Origin of the sequence: Paenirhodobacter sp. (assembly GCF_050177655.1) — a bacterium.
In the GTDB taxonomy this organism is placed as follows: domain Bacteria; phylum Pseudomonadota; class Alphaproteobacteria; order Rhodobacterales; family Rhodobacteraceae; genus Rhodobacter.
The window spans coordinates 36863-55886 of sequence record NZ_JBFXGV010000001.1; the positions used below are offsets into that span (position 1 = coordinate 36863).

At 67.3% G+C, this 19024-nt stretch carries 14 protein-coding genes; 8 read left to right on the forward strand and 6 right to left on the reverse strand.

What is annotated here, in order from left to right; all coding sequences use genetic code 11:
* Positions 1 to 12: 12 nt before the first annotated feature.
* Genes AB7U46_RS00190 through AB7U46_RS00200 form a run of 3 tightly spaced genes read right to left on the reverse strand, consistent with a single transcriptional unit; the run spans position 13 to position 5205 of the window.
* Positions 13 to 3246, reverse strand: a complete 3234-nt coding sequence (locus tag AB7U46_RS00190) for an error-prone DNA polymerase (protein ID WP_428334904.1) — start codon at positions 3244 to 3246, stop codon at positions 13 to 15.
* The gene (locus AB7U46_RS00195) at positions 3243 to 4703 is read right to left on the reverse strand and encodes a Y-family DNA polymerase (RefSeq protein WP_428334905.1); all 1461 of its coding nucleotides are present in this window, start codon (positions 4701 to 4703) and stop codon (positions 3243 to 3245) included. Before AB7U46_RS00195 ends, AB7U46_RS00190 begins: the two co-directional genes overlap by 4 nt.
* A complete protein-coding gene (locus tag AB7U46_RS00200) occupies positions 4618 to 5205 on the reverse strand; it encodes an ImuA family protein (RefSeq protein WP_428334906.1) in 588 nt (195 codons plus the stop codon). Before AB7U46_RS00200 ends, AB7U46_RS00195 begins: the two co-directional genes overlap by 86 nt.
* Before the next feature lie 205 nt (positions 5206 to 5410).
* Here AB7U46_RS00200 and AB7U46_RS00205 point away from each other — a divergent pair, with 205 nt between their 5' ends.
* The 6 genes from AB7U46_RS00205 to AB7U46_RS00230 all read left to right on the forward strand — a co-directional run bounded on the left by AB7U46_RS00205 (position 5411) and on the right by AB7U46_RS00230 (position 12685).
* Positions 5411 to 8269 (forward strand): calcium-binding protein, encoded by a 2859-nt coding sequence (locus AB7U46_RS00205; protein WP_428334907.1) that lies wholly within the window; start codon positions 5411 to 5413, stop codon positions 8267 to 8269.
* 66 nt (positions 8270 to 8335) lie between these two features.
* Positions 8336 to 8899, forward strand: coding sequence for a dTDP-4-dehydrorhamnose 3,5-epimerase (rfbC, locus tag AB7U46_RS00210; RefSeq protein WP_428334908.1), 564 nt, complete (start codon positions 8336 to 8338; stop codon positions 8897 to 8899).
* Positions 8900 to 8975: 76 nt separating this feature from the next.
* The gene (gene rfbB, locus AB7U46_RS00215) at positions 8976 to 10022 is read left to right on the forward strand and encodes a dTDP-glucose 4,6-dehydratase (RefSeq protein WP_428334909.1); all 1047 of its coding nucleotides are present in this window, start codon (positions 8976 to 8978) and stop codon (positions 10020 to 10022) included.
* Positions 10019 to 10861, forward strand: a complete 843-nt coding sequence (gene rfbD / locus AB7U46_RS00220) for a dTDP-4-dehydrorhamnose reductase (RefSeq protein ID WP_428334910.1) — start codon at positions 10019 to 10021, stop codon at positions 10859 to 10861. The genes rfbB and rfbD overlap by 4 nt, the downstream gene beginning before the upstream one ends.
* Position 10862: 1 nt before the next feature.
* Positions 10863 to 11738, forward strand: a complete 876-nt coding sequence (gene rfbA / locus AB7U46_RS00225; RefSeq protein WP_428334911.1) for a glucose-1-phosphate thymidylyltransferase RfbA — start codon at positions 10863 to 10865, stop codon at positions 11736 to 11738.
* A 5-nt stretch (positions 11739 to 11743) separates the two neighbouring features.
* Positions 11744 to 12685, forward strand: coding sequence for a glycosyltransferase family 2 protein (locus tag AB7U46_RS00230; RefSeq protein WP_428334912.1), 942 nt, complete (start codon positions 11744 to 11746; stop codon positions 12683 to 12685).
* A 6-nt stretch (positions 12686 to 12691) separates the two neighbouring features.
* Here AB7U46_RS00230 and AB7U46_RS00235 read toward each other — a convergent pair whose 3' ends face one another.
* The 3 genes from AB7U46_RS00235 to AB7U46_RS00245 all read right to left on the reverse strand — a co-directional run bounded on the left by AB7U46_RS00235 (position 12692) and on the right by AB7U46_RS00245 (position 15729).
* Complete coding sequence (locus AB7U46_RS00235) at positions 12692 to 13807, reverse strand: DUF2793 domain-containing protein (protein WP_428334913.1); 1116 nt, start codon at positions 13805 to 13807, stop codon at positions 12692 to 12694.
* A 108-nt stretch (positions 13808 to 13915) separates the two neighbouring features.
* Positions 13916 to 14602, reverse strand: coding sequence for an ABC transporter ATP-binding protein (locus AB7U46_RS00240; RefSeq protein ID WP_428334914.1), 687 nt, complete (start codon positions 14600 to 14602; stop codon positions 13916 to 13918).
* 5 nt (positions 14603 to 14607) lie between these two features.
* Positions 14608 to 15729 (reverse strand): sugar transporter, encoded by a 1122-nt coding sequence (locus AB7U46_RS00245; protein WP_428334915.1) that lies wholly within the window; start codon positions 15727 to 15729, stop codon positions 14608 to 14610.
* 222 nt (positions 15730 to 15951) lie between these two features.
* Here AB7U46_RS00245 and AB7U46_RS00250 point away from each other — a divergent pair, with 222 nt between their 5' ends.
* Both AB7U46_RS00250 and AB7U46_RS00255 read left to right on the forward strand, forming a co-directional pair.
* Positions 15952 to 16758: an ABC transporter permease gene (locus AB7U46_RS00250; RefSeq protein WP_428334916.1), complete on the forward strand. Its 807-nt coding sequence runs from the start codon at positions 15952 to 15954 to the stop codon at positions 16756 to 16758.
* A gap of 342 nt (positions 16759 to 17100) precedes the next feature.
* Entirely contained in the window at positions 17101 to 19017 is a 1917-nt protein-coding gene (locus AB7U46_RS00255; RefSeq protein WP_428334917.1) for a DUF4422 domain-containing protein, read from the forward strand.
* The last annotated feature ends 7 nt before the right edge of the window (positions 19018 to 19024 follow it).

Here is a 19024-nt window from a genome sequence, read left to right on the forward strand (position 1 = left end):
GGCCGGCAGGTCTCAGTGGAAATCCCGGCTGGGGAACAGGCGTTTTGCCTGTTCGCGCGGATGGCGCGCGCGGGGCGGTGCTCGCGGCGGGCGGGGCGCGTCGTCGGCCTGGGGCCGCGTGACGCCGATCGCCTCGTCAAGCGGGTGCCCAAGCTCCGAAAGCCGATGCGAGAGATCCTCGATCCGCTCGGCGATCAGATGCACGACGAGACCCTCGCGCTCGAGCCGCCCGGTGACGCGCAGCAGCCGCCCGCCCATCACTGCACGACGGAACTGCGCATAGACCTTTGGCCAGACGACGATGTTCGAAACGCCGGTCTCGTCCTCGAGGGTCAGGAAGATGACGCCCGAGGCGGTGCCCGGCCGCTGACGGGTGATCACGAGGCCGCAGACGGCGCAGCGCCCGGGCGGCGCCTCGGTCAGCTGCTGATGCGGCGTGAGCCCGGCGATCAGCGGCCGCAGAAGCTCCATCGGATGGGCGCGCAGCGTCAGCCGCAAGGCGACGTAATCCTCGACCACCTCCTCGCCGAGATGCATCGGCGGCAGGGCCACGCGCGGCTCGCGTAGCCCCTCGCCGTCGAGCGGATCGGAGAAGAGCGGCAGCGGCGCGGGCGCCCGGATCGCGCGCACCGCCCAGAGCGCATCGCGCCGCGTCAGCCCCTGACCGGCGAAGGCATCCGCCTCGGCGAGGCGTTCAAGCGCGGGCGGCTGCACCCCGGCGCGCAGCCAGAGGCTTTCCGGATCGGGGTAGCCATTGCCGCGCGCCGCAGCGATCCAGCCCGCCTCCTCGGCGCGAAAGCCGCGGATCTGGCGAAAGCCGAGGCGCAGCGCCAGCCGCCCGTCGGCGCGGCGTTCGAGCGTATTGTCCCATTGCGAATGGTTCACGCAGACCGGCCGCACCTCGACGCCATGCTCGCGCGCGTCGCGCACGATCTGCGCGGGGGCATAAAACCCCATCGGCTGGCTGTTCAGCAGCGCGCAGGCGAAGACCGCCGGATGGTGGCATTTCAGCCAGGAGGAGACATAGGTCAGCATCGCGAAAGCCGCCGCATGGCTTTCGGGAAAGCCGTAATCGGCAAAGCCCTCGATCTGCGAAAAACAGGCCTCAGCCACTTCGCTCGGATAGCCGTTCGTCAGCATCCCGGCGATGAACCGCGCGCGATGCGCGCCGATCGTGCCCATCCGCCGGAAGGAGGCGAGCGAGCGGCGCAGCTGGTCGGCCTCCTCCGCCGAATAGCCCGCACCGACGACGGCGATCTGCATCGCCTGTTCCTGAAAGAGCGGCACGCCGAGCGTCTTCGCCGTCACCGCGGCAAGGGCGGGGCCGAAGGGCTCGGGCGCCTCGAGCCCCTGGCGGCGGCGGATATAGGGTTTCACCATTCCGCCCTGAATCGGCCCGGGGCGCACGATCGCCACCTCGATCACCAGATCGTAGAAGGTGGCGGGCTTCATCCGCGGCAGGAAGTTCATCTGCGCCCGGCTTTCCACCTGGAACACGCCGACCGCATCGGCACGCTGCAGCATCGCATAGGTCGCCGGGTCTTCCTGCGGCACGGTGTCGAGGCGGTGGCGGATGCCTTCATGCGCGGCGAGCAGATCGAAGCTCTTGCGCAGGCAGGTCAGCATGCCGAGGCTGAGGATGTCGACCTTGAGGATGCCCAGCGCGTCGATGTCGTCCTTGTCCCATTCGATGCAGGTGCGCCCCTCCATCGCGGCATTCTCGATCGGGCAAAGCGCATCGAGCCGGCCGCGGGTGATGATGAAACCGCCGACATGCTGGCTCAGGTGGCGCGGGAAACCGATGATCTCGCGGATGAGCTGAATCGTCAGCGCAAGGCGGCGGTCGTCGGGGTTCAGGCCAAGCTCGCGGATCCGCGCGGGATCGGCGCCACCGTTCGACATCCCCCAGATCTGGCCCGAGAGCGCGGCGGTGAGATCGGCCGAAAGCCCCATCACCTTGCCCACCTCGCGGATCGCGGCGCGGGAGCGGAAATGGATCACCGTGGCGCAGAGGCCCGCGCGGTGGCGACCGTAGCGCGCGTAGATCCACTGGATCACCTCCTCGCGCCGCTCATGCTCGAAATCGACGTCGATATCGGGCGGCTCGCCGCGGTGGCGCGAGATGAAGCGCTCGAACACCATGCCGATCATGTCGGGGGAGACATCGGTGATGCCGAGCAGGTAGCACAGGATCGAATTCGCCGCCGAGCCACGGCCCTGGCACAGGATGCCGCGGGCGCGGGCCTCGGCGACGATGTCGTGGACGGTGAGGAAATAGGCGGGGAATTTCAGCTCCCGCACGAGGGCGAGCTCCTTTTCGAGCAGCGCATGCACCCGCGGCGTGGCACCCCCGGGGTAGCGCCGCGCAAGCCCCGCGCGGGCAAGGCGTTCGAGCCGCGCGTCGGGGCTTTCGCCGTCGCTGATCTCGTCGGGGTATTCATAGCTGAGCTCGCAAAGATCGAAACTGCAGCGCGCCGCGATCTCGAGCGTGCGGCGGATCGCGGCGGGGTGGCGGCGGAACAGCCGCGCCATGTCGGGCGCGCCCTTCAGCCGGCGCTCCGCATTGGGCAGGGCGCGGGTGCCGATCGCGTCGATCGTGATCCCCTCGCGCAGGCAGGTGAGCACATCGGCCAGCGGCCGGCGCGCGGCGCGATGCATCAGCACCTCGCCCACCGCCACCATCGGCGTCGAGGCGCGCAGCGCGAGCGCGGCGCAGGTGTCGAACCAGGCCTGATCCGAGCCGTCGTAACGCGGCGCGGCGCCAAGGAAGACATGGCCGGGAAAGCGCCGCGCGAGCCGCTGCAGCGGCGGCGCGAGATCGGCCCCTGGCGGACCGGGCGGCGGCAGCGCGATCAGGATCATCCCCGCGGCCCCCGCCTCGAGATCGGCGAGATCGAGATCGCATTCGGCCTTGCCCGCGCGCCGCTTGCCCAGCGTGAGCAGCTGCGCGAGGCGATGATAGGCGGCGCGATCGCAGGGCAGCGCGAGCCAGTCGAGCGGGCTGTCGCGCAGCACGAGCCGCGCCCCCACGATCAGCCGCGGCAAGGGGGCCTCGGGCGCCTCGGCGCGCAGCGTCTTCAGCGCCGACCAGGCCCGCACCACCCCGGCCAGCGAATTGCGGTCGGTGATCGCGATCGCGGCAAGGCCAAGCTCGGCCGCGCGCGCCACCAGCTCCTCGGGATGCGAGGCGCCGGTGAGGAAGGTGAAATTCGAGGTCACGCAAAGCTCGGCATAGGCGGGGGTCATGCGAATTCCCCCTGCACGAACCAGCCGGGGTTCTGCGGGGTGAAGAAGAGCCAGAGCCGCCGCCCCTCGCGCGTTTCGATCTTCCAGTAATCGCGCAGCCCCCTGCGCCAGGCCTCGTCCGCCATCCACCATTCCGGCGCGATCCGCTCGGGCCCGGTGGCGCGCCCGGTGACAAAGCTCATCCGCCGCCAGCGGAAACGCGCGGGCGGCTCGGAGCCGGTGGCCATGATCGGTTCGGGCGGAAACAGCCGGATCGGGCGCGGCCGCGGCGTGCTCCAGCCGGTTTCGGGGCGGCTGTGGGCAGCGGGGGCGATCAGGAAGCCCTGCTCGGGGATGTGGCTGTCGGCGGGCAGGAAGCGCTGGATGTTCTCGAGCCCGATCCGCGTGCCGATCCGGGTGACGAGATCGGCGATCCGGTCGGGGCTTGCCGCGCTGCGGGGGGCGCCGATCTGCGCCACCGGCAGCGGTTCGACCTGCGTGGCCTCGAGGCGGATCTGGTCGATGCCGAAGCCCGCATCCACCTCCGCCACGCCGCGCGCGAAAAGCGGCAGGATGCGCGCCGGATCGCGCATCGGCGCGGCGAGGCGCAGCTCGACCTCCCGGCTTTCCTGATCGACCCGGCGCAGGGTAAGCGCGAGGCGCCGCGCGCCCATCTCCTGCGCCTTGAGCCGGGCGCAGAGCGGAGCGAGCAGCCGCTCGAGCGCCGCCATGACATCGGCCACCAGCCCGATCGGCTCGGGCAGGGTCATGCGGGTGGCGAAATGCGGCGGCTCGGCCTTGGGGGTGATCGGCTCGGGGCAGCGCCCGAGTGCCTGATCGAGCCGGCTCAGCAGTTCGGGGCCGAACCGGCGGGCAAGGGGCGCGCGGGCGGCACCGGTCAGATCGCCGATGCGGCGCAGACCGAGGCGTTGCAGCCCGGTCACCGTCTCGGCGGGCAGGCGCAGCGCCGCCACCGGCAGCGCGGCAAGATCCGATTCACTGCCGCCGAAATGCGCCAGCGCCCAGGCCGCCCCCCGCGTCGCTGCCACGCCGAGGTGACAGCCGATCCGCATCTGCGCCAGCCGGTCGCGCATGTCGGCCAGCATCCCCGCCTCACCGCCCAGAAGATGGGTGGCCCCGGTGACGTCGAGCACCAGACCGTCATCGCCCTCGATCCCGACCCAGGGGCAATAGCGCCCGGCCCAGCGCCGCAGCCCGGCCAGAAAGCGGGCGTCGAGATCGGGGCGCGCGGGGGCGGTCAGCAGATCGGGGCAGAAGCCGCGGGCATCGGCGAGCCGCATGCCCCGGTGCAGCCCGGCGCGTTCCGCCGCGAGGTTCAGGCAGGCGAGCGTCTCCGCCGTGCCAAGCCGCTGCGCGAGGGCAAAGGGCCCCTCAACCGGGCGCGTGCGGAGAACCCGGTCGCTCGCCAACCGGGGAAACCACATGCAGACGATGCGCCTCCGGTTCCCATCGAACATGCCAGGCTCCAAGAGTTCCTGATTTGTTCTTGATACTTTCCCAGTGCATCAGAGTCGAGTCCTCCCGCCCGGCATCGAGGAGCGGGCGCGCGCGCCAGCGGGTCTCGGCGGCGTTCGACCCCATCCCCTCGGGGATGATGCAGAGCCCCGTCGCACCGCCGGCCTGGGCCGCGAGCTGCAGGCGCCGCCCCTCGCGCAGATCGAGCGGCCGGGTGATCTCGAGCACCACGAAGGGAAGGGCGCCATCCTTCAGTGCCTCCTCGGCGGTGGCGAGACTGTCGGTCTGGGTCGCCGTCTGGGCAAGCAACAGGGTGGAAGGGTCGAGGAAGGGCAGAAACCCCAGGGGGTTCAGCACCTCCGCCTGCCAGCCCTCCCGCACCCAGAGCAGGGGGCCGCCGGAGAGCGCCGCGGCAATCGCCGCGAAGGCCGTCGCGGCGGGGCCGCAGACCTCGTGCACGCGACCGGCGCGCAGCGGGAAGGAGGGCAGAGAGCGAAACGACATGGCCAAGATTTACGGCAATCCCTGGCGGTTTCAAACCGCCCAGATCGTTCCGCCAAGGGCCGGCCGTTTCCGCCCCGGACCGCGCCGCTTGCCTGCACCGCTTGAACTAAATTGCGGATAAACTCCTCATTTCGTCCAGAATCCAAGCGCGATTGCGCCCCCCGCCCCCCGCAGCCTCCTCCGCGGGAAAAGCGGGGTTCAGGACATGCAGATCGATTTCGTTTCCCGATTCGATTCGGGATTTGCACTCCTCGATACGGACATTCGGCAACTCGAGATCGTGACCACGGCGCGAGGAACCTATCTTTATTCGTCGACCGGCAACAACGGGGGCCTCGTCTCCTGGCGGCTGAGCGCGAGCGACGCCGACCCCTCGGTGGTGGATACCACCTATTACACCTCCGCGATGCGGCTGATGGGGGGGCTGCCGCTCGACTTCGTCACCGTCTCGGGCGAGGAGCGGCTGGTGGTCGGCACCAATCTCGCCGGCAATCTGCTCAGCTACAGCCTGTCCTCGACGCAGGCGATCGGTGCGCTGCGCGCCACCTCGCTCGACAGTGCCGTCGCCTCCGGGCCGCAGATGGGCTGCGCCACGATCGACCGGGCGAGCGGCGATCTCGTCTATGTCGCCGATGCCGCGACCGGCTCGATCAATGCCTATCGCGTGCTTTCGGACGGCACCTTCGACCATATCGGCACGACCGCGAGCCCGACCGGAACCGTCGGCTGCGATCCGATCCTGCTCGAACCGGTCACCGTGAACGGCACCCAGTATCTGCTGCGTGCCGATGGCGAGACCCAGGGCGTGACGATCTATTCCGTCACCACCGCCGGCACGCTGCGCGAGGTCACCTCGGTCGGCGCCGACAACGGGCTGGGCGTCAACACCCCCACCGCGCTGAGCACCGTCACCGCCTATGGCGAGACCTTCGTGCTGCTCGGAGCGGCGGAAAGCGGGACGATTTCGGTCCTGCGGATCACCGACAGTGGCGCGCTGGTCCCGACCGACCATCTGCTCGACTCGCTCGACACCCGTTTCGACGGCGTCACCGCGATCGAGACGCTGGTGGTCGACGACCGCGTCTTCATCATCGCGGGCGGGGCGGATGACGGGCTGACGCTGTTCACCCTGCTGCCAGACGGGCGACTCGTCTTCATGCAGACCCTGCCGCAGGAACTCGGCTACGGGCTCGAGAACATCGAGGCGATCACCGCCGAGGTGGTCGGCGACGAGATCCAGATCTATGTCGCCTCGGGGGCCGAGGCCGGCATCTCGCGGCTTTCGATCGACCTCACGCAGCAGGGGCTTACCGTCAATGGCGCCAGCCGCGGCAGCACGGCGATCAATGGCAGCGCGCTCGACGATTTGCTGATCTCGAATTCCACCGGATCGGACACGCTTTACGGCGGCGATGGCAACGACATCCTCGTCTCCGGCCCGGGCACGACCTGGCTGCATGGCGGCCGGGGCGACGACATCTTCGTGATGCGCCCCGAAAGCGGGCGGCAGGTGATCATGGATTTCAGTTCGGGCGACCGGATCGACCTGAGCGGCCTGCCGATGCTGCGTTCGACCGCGCAACTGACCGCGACGCCGACCGCGACCGGCATCCTGATCAGCTATCTCGGCTACGAGATCGAGGTCGTCTCGAAGAACGGTCGCCCGCTCACCCTCGACGATGTCTGGAGCGGCCTCGACCTCGGCTCCCCCGACCGGGTGATGATCCTGAGCAGCTTTCCCGGCGATATCATCACCGGCACGAGCAATTCCGAACGGATCGACGGCACGCTCGGAGGCGACACGATCACCGGCTCGGATGGCAACGATACGCTGGTAGGGGCCGAATCGAACGACTACCTCGATGGCGGCGCTCACGATGACAGGCTGTTCGGGGGGGTCGGCGACGACACGCTGATCGGGCGCACCGGGAACGACTATCTCAACGGCGGCGACGGGCGCGACGTGCTCAAGAGCGGCAATGGCAATGATTCGCTTTATGGCGGGGCCGACAACGACATCCTCGTCGGAGGCGCGGGCGACGACTACCTCGACGGCGGCACCGGCAATGACCGCCTCGATGGCGGCACCGGGCGGGACACGCTCTATGGCGGAGCCGACAACGATACGCTCGAGGGCGGGGCCGACGACGATGTGCTGAACGGCGGCGGTGGCAATGACTGGATGAACGGCTCCTGGGGCAATGACACGATCACCGACGCGGCCGGCGACGACACGCTGATGGGCGGGCTGGGCGACGACGTGCTCACCGATACCGGCGGCAACAACCTGATGAACGGCGGCGCGGGGGCCGATACGCTCACCGGGGGGGCGGGCAACGACACGCTCACCGGGGGCGCCGACAGCCGGACGAGCGGCGATCTCGCCGATCTGCTGATCGGAGGCGACGGCAATGATCGCCTCTGGGGGGGATATGGCAACGACACGCTGCGGGGCGGCACCGGCGACGACACGATCGTCGGCGGCACCGGCAATGACGTGATCGACGCCAGCACCGGCAATGACGTCGTCCTCGGCGGCACCGGGGCGGACCAGATCACGCTTGGCGCGGGGAACGATCTGGTCAGCGGCGGGCGCGACGGCGACGTGATCTCGGGCGGGCTCGGGGCGGACACGATCCGGGGCGATGCCGGCAACGATACGCTCACCGGCGACGGCGGCAACGATCTGATCATCGGCGGCACCGGGGCCGACCGGATCGACGGCGGGGACGGCAATGACACGATCTACGGTTCGGCGGAGAACGACACGCTGACCGGGGGCGCCGGCAACGACCGTTTCTATCACAACGGCGATGCGGCGACCGGCACCGACTGGGTCACCGATTACACCGCGAGCGAGGATGAGCTCGTCTTCAACATGCGCGGGGCGAATGTGAACGATCTCGCCGTCGAATGGCACGAGACCGACGGCTCCTCCGCCAGCGCCGAGGCCTATGTCGTCTACGAGCCGACGGGGCAGGTGCTCTGGGTGCTCGTCGATGCCGAACCGCAGGAGCACATCTGGGTTTCGATCGGCGGGTATGATTACGACCTGCTGTCCTGAACGGGTGACAGGGGCGGCGGCGCTTGCTATGAAACGACAAGGAATTTCAAGGCGAAAGGTCTTGTCGTGCTGGTCGAGGATACACCGCTTCCGGGCGTGAAACTGATTACCCCGCGCCGCTTCGGCGACAGCCGCGGTTTCTTCTGCGAGAGCTACAGCGTGAAGGCGATGGCGGAGCAGGGCATCGACATCCGCTTCGTGCAGGACAATCACTCCCTCTCGACCACACCGGGCACGATCCGGGGGCTGCACTTCCAGAAGCCGCCCCATGCGCAGGCGAAACTCGTGCGCTGCGGGCGCGGCAGCCTCTTCGACGTGGCCGTCGACATCCGCCGCGGCAGCCCGACCTGGGGCAAGTGGTTCGGCGCCGAGCTGAGCTTCGAGAACGGGCGCCAGATGCTGGTCCCCGCGGGCTTCGCGCATGGTTTCGTCACCCGCAGCCCCGACACCGAGATCGTCTACAAATGCTCGGACTATTATTTCCCCGAGACCGAGGGGGCGATCGCCTGGAACGACCCCGATCTCGGCATCGACTGGAGGCTTGGCGATCTCGCCCCGATGCTCTCGGCGAAGGACGCCGTCGCCGGGTCTTTCGCCGATTTCGAGAGCCCCTTCACCTGGCAGGGCTGAGCCCGGCGATTAGGGTGTTTACGTTTCGTCGCCCCGCCGCTAAGCCTTTTGCGACCCGACAGACAGGATGTTTGGCATGAAAATAGTGGTGACAGGCGGTGCGGGCTTCATCGGCTCGGCGGTGGTGCGGCTGGCGATCTCGCGCGGCCACGAAGTGGTCAATCTCGATGCGCTGACCTATGCCGCCTGCCTCGACAACGTCGCCTCGGTGGCGCAAAGCCCGCTCTATCATTTCGAACAGGCGGATATCCGCGATCCCGCCGCGCTCGCCGCGGTCTTCGCGAAGCACCGCCCCGATGCGGTGATGCATCTCGCCGCCGAAAGCCATGTCGACCGCTCGATCGACGGGCCCGGCGTGTTCGTCGAGACCAATGTGATGGGCACCTACAACATGTTGCAGGCGGCGCGCAGCTACTGGGAGGCCGAAGGCCGGCCAGAGAGCTTCCGCTTCCATCACATCTCGACCGACGAGGTCTTCGGCTCGCTGCCGAACGATCCCGCGATCAAGTTCACAGAAGACACGCCCTACGATCCGCGCTCGCCCTATTCGGCGTCGAAGGCCTCGTCCGACCACCTTGTGCGCGCCTGGCACGAGACCTATGGCCTGCCGGTGGTGCTGACGAATTGCTCGAACAATTACGGGCCGTTCCACTTCCCGGAAAAGCTGATCCCGGTGATCATCCTCAACGCGCTCGCGGGCAAGCCGCTGCCGATCTACGGCGACGGCTCGAATATCCGCGACTGGCTCTATGTCGAGGATCACGCCGATGCGCTGCTCCTCGTCGTGGAAAAGGGCGCGGTGGGGCGCAGCTACAACATCGGCGGCGAGAACGAACGCACCAACCTCGAACTGGTGAAGACGCTCTGCGCGATCCTCGACGTGAAACAGCCGAAGGCCGCGGGCAGCTATGCCGACCAGATCACCTTCGTCACCGACCGTCCCGGCCATGACGCGCGCTATGCGATCGACCCGACGCGGATCCGCACCGAGCTTGGCTGGCGGCCGAGCGTGACGGTCGAGGAAGGGCTCGAGAAGACCGTGCAATGGTATCTCGACAACGAACCGTGGTGGCGCGCGTTGCAAAACCGCGAGGGTGTGGGGCAACGGCTGGGCAAGGCATGAAGGTTCTGGTCTTCGGCAAGTCCGGCCAGACCGCGACGGAACTGCGGCGACAGGCCGAGGTGACCGCGCTGGGCCGCGACGAGGCCGATCTGACGGAGCCGGATGCCTGCGCGGCACTGGTGCGCGCCTGCGACGCCGATGTCGTCATCAATGCCGCGGCCTATACCGCGGTGGATCAGGCGGAAAACGACGAGGTCACCGCCGATCTCGTCAATGGCATCGCCCCCGCGGCGATCGCCCGGGCGGCCGCCGATCGCGGCATCCCCTTCGTGCATATCTCCACCGATTACGTGTTTTCCGGCGCGGGCGCGGCGCCCTGGCGCGTCGAGGATCCGATCGGCCCGCTCAACGCCTATGGCCGGTCCAAGCTGCGCGGCGAGCAGGGCGTGATCGCGGCCGGCGGGCGTTCGGCGATCCTGCGCACCTCCTGGATGTTCTCCGCCCATGGCAAGAACTTCGTGAAGACGATGCTGCGGCTCTCGCAGATGCGCGACAAGATCGAGGTGGTCGAGGATCAGATCGGCGGGCCGACCCCGGCGGCCGATCTTGCCGCGGCGCTTTTGCAGGTGGGCGCGGCACTCGCCGATGGCCATGCCGGGGGGATCTATCACTTCTGCGGGCAGCCCGCAGTGAGCTGGGCCGATTTCGCGCGCGAGATCTTTGCCCAGGCCGGGCGCAGGGTCACCGTGACGGGGATCCCGACCTCGGCCTATCCGACGCCCGCGCGCCGGCCGCTTAACAGTCGCATGGACTGTTCGGCGCTGATGCGCGATTTTGGAATCGCGGCGCCCGACTGGAAATCGGGCTTGGCGAAAGTATTGCAAGAATTGGACGTGTGACATGACCAAGCGCAAGGGAATCATTCTCGCGGGCGGCTCGGGGACGCGGCTCTATCCGATCACGCTCGGCGTGTCGAAGCAGCTGCTCCCGGTCTACGACAAGCCGATGATCTATTACCCGCTCTCGGTGCTGATGCTGGCGGGCATCCGCGAGATCGCGGTGATCACCACGCCGGCGGATCAGGCGCAGTTCAAGCGCACCCTCGGCGATGGCAGCCAATGGGGGCTGAGCCTGACCTTCATCGAGCAGCCCTCGCCCGATGGTCTTGCCCAGGCCTATCTGCTGGCCGAGGAATTCCTCGACGGGGCGCCCTCGGCGATGGTGCTGGGCGACAACATCTTCTTCGGCCACGCGCTGTCGCGGCTGCTCGCCGATGCCAATGCGCAGGAGGCGGGGGGCACCGTCTTCGGTTATCGCGTCGCCGATCCGGAGCGCTATGGCGTGGTGGATTTCGACGACGAGGGCCGCGTGCGCTCGATCATCGAGAAGCCGCCGGTGCCGCCGTCGAACTACGCGGTGACCGGGCTCTATTTCCTCGACGGCACCGCGCCCGAGCGCGCGAAACGGGTGAAGCCCTCCGCGCGCGGGGAGCTTGAGATCGTCACCCTGCTCGAGATGTATCTCGTCGAGGGGCTGCTGAAGGTGCAGCAGATGGGCCGCGGCTATGCCTGGCTCGACACCGGCACCCATGGCAGCCTGCTCGACGCCGGCAATTTCGTGCGCACACTGGAGAAGCGGCAGGGCATGCAGACGGGCAGCCCCGACGAGATCGCCTATCAGAACGGCTGGATCGACGCGGCGGCGCTGCGCTCGCGCGCGAGCCTGTTCGGAAAGAACGATTACGGCGACTACCTGCTGCGGCTGATCGAAGACTGACGGCAATGCAGGACAAGGCCGAGGGGCCGGCATCGGTCACCGTGCTGATGGCGAGCTATAACGGGGCGGCGGCGCTGGCCCCGCAGCTTGAAAGCTTTGCGGCCCAGACCCTGCCGCCGACCCGGGTGCTGATCAGCGACGACGGCTCGCGCGATGCGACCCGGGCGATGGTGGCGGAATTCGCCGCGGCGCATCCCGATCTTGGCGTGGAGTTGCTCGAGGGGCCCTGTCGGGGGGCTGCGCGCAATTTCCTGCATCTGCTCGCCCAGCCGGTGGAGACCGATTTCGTCGCGCTCTCGGATCAGGACGACATCTGGCTGCCGGAAAAGCTTGCCGAGGCGGTGCGCCAGCTGCGCGCCCTGCCCGGGGCGGAGCCGGCGCTTTACTGCGGGCGAACCTGGGAGGTGGGCGAAGACCTTGGCAAGCGGCGGCTGTCGCGTGGCGCGCCGAAACCGGCGAGCTTCCGCCACGCGCTGGTGCAGAACATCGCCGGCGGCAATACGATGGTGTTCAACCGCGCCGCCGCCGAAGAGCTTCGGCTTGCGGCGCTGAACACCGAAGATGTCGTGGTGCATGATTGGTGGGCCTACCAGATCATGACAGGCCTTGGCGCGCGCGTCATTTTCGACGACGTGCCGCACATGCTTTACCGTCAGCACGCCGGCAATCTGATCGGCGCGAACCGCGGTGTTGCCGCGACCCTGCGCCGGGCGCGGATGGTTGCCTCGGGGCGGTTCCGGGAATGGTGCGACATCAACATCGCCGCCCTGCACCAAAGCGAGCGCCTGCTCACGCCAGAGGCGCGGCAGCTGCTCGACGCCTTCGAGGCGCTGCGCAAGGCGCCACCCCTTGAGCGGCTGCGCCGGATCCGCAACCTCGGCCTTTATCGGCAGGGGCTGCGCGGCCAGATCTCGCTTTATCTCGCCGCGCTGCTCGGTCGTCTCTGAGCCAGCTCAGAACCAGCGCCCGATCGCCGTCACGCCGATGCCGAAATCATCCGCAGTGCCGTCATCGCCCAGCCGCACCACATGGATCTGCGCCGCGGCGGTGGCGCTGATCGCACCGGTGCAGGCGGCGGCGCGGCGGCGCGCGGCGGCGAGCGACGCGGGCGGGATCGCACTGGCCTGCACCACGGGCGCCACAGAAAAGGCGGCGGGGAAGGTCCAGCCCAGATCGGCGCTGCGATAGGGATCGGCCCAGGTGCCGCTGCCCGAGGCGGTGATCGACCCGCCCGAAAGCACCGCGAAACAGATCTGCGTGCCATCGGCGAGGCGGATATATTCGCCATTCGCCGTGGTGCCGCGCTCGATCACCGCGCCCTGCGGCACGCCGCCACTCTGCGCGACCGTGCCCAGAAGATTGCCCGGCCCATAGCCGTAATCCGCCCGCATCAGACGGCCGGCGGTGGTGTCCGTGGCGCTTTGCTGCACCGCCGCCCCGGCGGGGATGCCGGTCGCGCCATCGAAGGAGAGCGCCTCCGTCCAGCTCGACCCATCTGCGCTCACCTTGATCGCGAAGCGGTCATTGCCCGCGGTGCCCATCTCCGCCCGCCCGAACCAGGAGGTCTGGAACAGCAGGCTCGCGGTGTCGTAGACGGTCGATTTGTTGATCTTCAGCTGATGCCCGCCGCCATCGTGGCTGAGCAGCGTCGCATCGGCAAAGACGGTAAGCCGGTTCGTCGCGTCCGCCGTCGCGTTGATGCCGACACCGGCGAGATTGTCGAGCGCGAGCGGCGGCACGATCCAGTCGCTGCCATCGAACCGCACCGAGGTCTCCTCCGCGATCACCCAGGCCTGCCAGCCCTGCCGCGGCACCGCGAAGGTCCAGGCGCTCGCCTGCCACATCGCGACCTCGCCGTCATGCCCCTGCCATTCCGAGGTGCCCCCCGCGGCGACGATGTAGCGATCGCCATCGACCGGCGCGGACGGCGGCGCGGTGAGCGTGCGGTCGAGCACGGCAAGCTGCACGACGGTGTCGAGCAGGTTCAGCGCCTCGTTATGGGTGACGTGTTTCTGGGCTTGCGAGGGCAGGATATAGGGCAGCCCCAGAAGCGGGGTTTGATCGGCCATGACAGGTCTCCGCGGGTCATCAATTTGCGCCAGAATTCCCGCGGCGGGGTGAAGATACCGCAAGCCGGGCGCACGCTGCCCCCGGCCTTTGCGCAACGGCGCCCGGGATCATTCGTCGGAGAGGATCGCGTCGGGCTGCTTGCCGCGCATCGCGTCGCGGTAATGCTCGATCGCCTTCTCGACCTGCGGATAGTAGTAGAACTGCCCGTCGGCAATGAACACGCCCGAGGTGCAGAGCCGCTGCAACTCGCGCATGTTGTGCGAGACGATCACCGCCCCCGCCTTGGTCAGCCGCTCGCGCAGAAGCGCCTGGCTCTTGCCTTTGAAGGCGGCGTCGCCCACCGCCATGATCTCGTCGATCAGATAGGTGTCGAAGGGCACCGCCATCGAGGTGGCAAAGGCCAGACGCGAGCGCATGCCGGAGGAATAGGTCCGCGTCGGCAGGTAGAAATGTTGCCCGAGCTCGGAGAAATCGCGCACGAAGCGGATCGCCTCGTCGGTGTCGACACCATAGATCCGCGCGACGAAGCGGACGTTCTGCGCGCCCGAAAGCTCGGGGTGGAAACTGCCGGCAAAACCCACCGGCCAGGAGATCGTGCCGGTCGACACGATTTCCCCGCGATCGGGCAGCACCGTTCCCGCGATCATCCGCAGCAGCGTCGACTTGCCCGCGCCGTTGCCGCCGAGCAGCGCGACGGATTCCCCGGTGGGAAAGGTGAAGTCGACGTTCTTCACCACCGTCTTCGTCACGCCGTTCAGACGGAAGCTCTTGCTCAGGTTCCGCAGCTGGATCATCGCGATCAGCGCCGGTCGCGCAGGCTGTAATAGACCAGCACACCGATCGACCAGAACAGCAGCAGGAAGAGCGCGGAGACGAGCACGAGGATCGCACGTTGCGGGTAAAGCGCCGCCTCGGGCAGGCTCGGGGGTTCGTAGGTCGCGAGATAGCGGCTCTGGCGCTGCGCCTCGGCATTGGCGGTGTCGAGCGAGGCCATCGCCGCCAGATAGGCCTTGTTCGCATATTCGACATCGACGCTGAGCCGTTCGAACTCGCCCATCAGCGTGGGATAGTCGACATCGCCCTGCACCCCGTCCTCGGAGCCGCCACCGATGCCGAATTTCGCGCGTTCCTGCTCGATCAGGGTCTGGATCACGTCGATCCGCCGCCGGCCCTGGGTGATGCGCGGGTCATCGCTCTTCGAGGTCTCGAGCGCCGTGTTCAGGTCGATATAGGCACTGGCGAGCTGCGCCTCGAGCGAGCTCAAAAGCCCCATCTGCCCCGCGATATCGGCCGAGGGGTCGACGATGCGCGATGTCGAGCGGAACTTCGTCAGCGCCTCGCGCGCGGCCTTCAGCCGGGTCAGCGCGATGTCGAGCTCTTCCTTCGCGTAGCGCGTGGCGTCGCTGCGCGCGGTGGTCGAGAGATCGTTGATCATCGCCGTCGATTCATCGACGATCGCCTGCGCGATCGCCTGCGAATCCTCGGGCGAGAAGGCGCGCACCTGCACCCCCATCAGCCCCGAACCCGGCGCGTAGGAGATCTTCACCATCCGCTTCCAGTAATCGACGAGATCCTCGATCGTGCCGCTGGAATGATAGGCGAAGACCGGGTCGAAGGTCGGGCGCGAGAACATCTTCGCCAGATCGAGGCGGTGGTTCACCCGCTCCACCATCGGCTGGCTCTGGATGAATTCGTAAAGCACATCGGTGTCCGAGGCGCGCGACTGCGTCAGCAGCGAAAGCCCGCCGAGCAGTTCGCTCGAGGCGCTCATCTCCTCCGATCGCACGGTGAAGCCCATGTTCGAGGCATATTGGTCCGAGGCGATCACGTAGAGATAGAAGGCGGCGCAAAGCACCGGCGCCACCACCATCACGAGGAAGCTGACGAAGATCGCCCGATGCCGCAAGCGTGGCCGCGCCATGCCCGGCGCGTGCATCGTCTTGACGGCGCTTTCCCATGCGGCGGTCGCATTCTCACGGACGCGTGCCCTGACCCGCTTTTCGATTCCGATGCGCTTGTTTATGGCGCTTCTCCCCGGATGCTCGACCAAGTGAAGGGACCAATGCGGATTTATCTCTCGCTTTGCAAGTGAAAACACCGTAATCACGCCAGTCTAGAACCTGCAGCCAAAGCCGGTCGAGCGATGACGGAAACCTCCATTCCCCTGCCCCAGCGCAAACGCCGCCTGCCGATGGCGCGTGCCGTCTTCGCGCTGATGCTGCGGGAAATGTCGACGACCTACGGTCGCTCCCCGGGGGGCTACTTCTGGGCGATCGCCGAACCGGTGGCCGCGATCGGCCTGCTTTCCGTGGCCTTCAGCATGTTCATGCGCCACCCGCAGCTCGGCACCAGCTTCGTGCTGTTCTACGCCTCCGGCTTCCTGCCGCTGGCCGCCTATCAGGCGATCGCGGCCAATGTCGGCAACGCGATCCGCTTCTCGCGCCCGCTGCTCGCCTATCCGACGGTGACCTATGTCGACGCGATCGTCGCCCGCCTCATGCTGACGGTGATCACCCAGGTGGTGATCTTCGTCATCGTGGTCACCGGCGCGATGGTGATCGACGGGGTGCATGTCAATATCGACTACATCGCGCTTCTGCGCGCGCTTGGCATGATCATGGCGCTCGGCACGGCGATGGGGCTGCTCAACTGCTACCTGATGAGCATGTTCCCGATCTGGCAATATATCTGGTCGGTGCTGAACCGCCCGATGTTCCTCGTCTCGGGGGTGCTCTATCTCGTCGACAACCTGCCCGAGCAGGGCCGCAACCTCGCGCTGATGATCCCGCCGACGCATTTCATCATGATGACCCGGGTCGGTTTCTACGACACCTATGGCGGCGCCTATGTGTCGGAGGCCTATGTCTACGGCTTCTCGCTCATCTTCGGTGCGCTCGGCATGCTTTTGCTGCATCGCTACCACCGCAAGATCCTGAGCGAGCCGAACTGATCGCCCCGCTGCCCCCGGCATGAGCGGCGGCTTGCCGTAACCGGCATGCCGTCGGGTAAATGCACTTGCAGAAAAAGCCTCCCCTTTGTATTACGATTTTGCGAGAACGACGTTTACGCGTTAGGGCAAAGTCGGTTCTGCCTGCAGGCGGTGCCGTGTAAGATTTGCGAGTGGCGTCCCGTATTCAGAACCGGTCCAGATGGATGCTCCGTACGCAGACTGTTCTCAGATGACATGCCGATCCCCAGAAGATAGCCGTCCGTCGGCCCCTGCACATGTTTCCGCGGGCGCGATCTGCGCGCCCTTATTCCAGACCTCAGTTGCGGCCATGGACCTCCTCCTATGATTACCATCTACGTGAATTATTTCGCTCCGGCGAAGATCTTCGAAAGCGACGTACTCAAACCGATCCAGGTCGGAGCCGCGGCTTCGAAGACCGATCTCGGGATCCTGCGCGACGACGAGGGCGACAACATCTCCCTGCGTAACCCCGCCTATTGCGAGATGACCGGGATCTACTGGGCCTGGAAGAACGACCACGACTCCGACGTTCTCGGCTTCCTGCATTATCGCCGCTACTTCGACTTCGCGCCGAACACGCCGCGGCAGGTCGACCGCCACGGGCTGATCAACCATCCCGCGCTCGACACCGATCTGATCGACAATTTCGGCCTGACCCCCGAGGCGATCGAACGGGCGATGCAGGGCTATGACATGCTGCTGCCGATCCCCTTCAACGTGCAGAGCGCCGGCCCCGCCTCGGTGCGCGCGCATTACCAGACCGCGCCGCATCACCATATCGAGGATCTCGAACTCGCCGGCCGGATCGTCGCCGAGCTCTCGCCTGAATACGCCCCGCATTTCGAGGCGATGATGTCGGGCCACATGCTCTATCCGAACAACATGTTCCTCTTCACCCGCCCGGTGTTCGAGGAATATTGCGCCTGGCTGTTCCCGATCCTCGAGCGGCTCGACGCCGAGATCGACGTCTCGAACTACACTTGGCAGGAGGCGCGCGCCGTCGGCTACATCGCCGAGCGGCTGTTCACCGTCTTCGTGCTCGGCCAGAAGGCGATGAAGCCCGATCTGAAGATCAAGGAGCTGAACCTCGTCTTCGTCGTCAACACCGCCCCCGATCCCGCGGAGCCGGAGCTGCCGCAGACCGACAAGCCGGTGCTCACCGTCGTCGCCTCCTGCGATGCCGCCTATGTGCCGCATCTGGGCGCGCTGATCGGCTCCGTCTTCGAGACCACCTCGCCCGAGTATTTCGTCGATTTCATCGTGCTCGACGGTGGCATCGCGCCGGGGCAACGCCGGCTGCTGCAAAAGCTGCTGCATGCACGCCCCGATGCGGCGCTCTCCTTCATCGACATGCGCTTCAAGCATCTCAACCTGCCGGTGCACAGCTATTTCTCGCGGGCAACCTTCTTCCGGCTGAGCCTGCCCGACCTGCTGGAAAAGCGCGACCGCATCCTCTTCCTCGACACCGACATGGTGGTGGTGGACGACGTCAGCCCGCTGATCGAGCTCGATCTCGACGGTGCGCTGGTCGCGGCGGCGCCCGACATGGTGATGCGGGCCTTCGCGAAGATGGGCGTGCCCTCGATCCGCGAATCCGGCTCGCTGCCCTCCGCTGACTACGTCGCGAATTACCTTGGGATGAAGACGCCCGAGGGCAAGCCCGCGGTTTCCGAGTATTTCCAGGCCGGCACGCTGGTGATGGACCTCAAGGCGCTGCGCGAGACCGGCCTGCTGCGCGCCGCGATCAAGGATCTCGCGACCAAGACCTACTGGTTCCTCGATCAGGACATCCTGAACAAGTATCTCTTCGGCAAGACGAAATTCATTCCCGGCCGCTGGAACGTGCTGTGGATGGACGATCGCCACGCCGGCGAGCTCGCACCCGAGGATCATCAGATCTACGCCCAGACCTTCGAGAACCCGGCGATCGTGCATTACGCCGGTATCGGCAAGCCCTGGCGCAACACGCTCAACCCGCTGTCGCATTACTACTGGGAGGCGCTGCGCACGACCCCGTGGTACGAGACCATCCTCTTCGGCTTCCTCGATCAGCGCTATCACGGCCTGGTGGCGGCTGCCGCCCATGCCCAGCTCCCCGCGGCACAGCCGGCCGCGACGCCGTCGATGCCGCGCCGCGCGCTTGCGAAGACCGGCTCCGCCGTCTGGCGCGCGCTGCCGCATTCGGTGAAGGCGAAGATCTGGCCCTTTGCCGACCGGCTGAAGCGGGCGATCGGCTGAGGAGGAA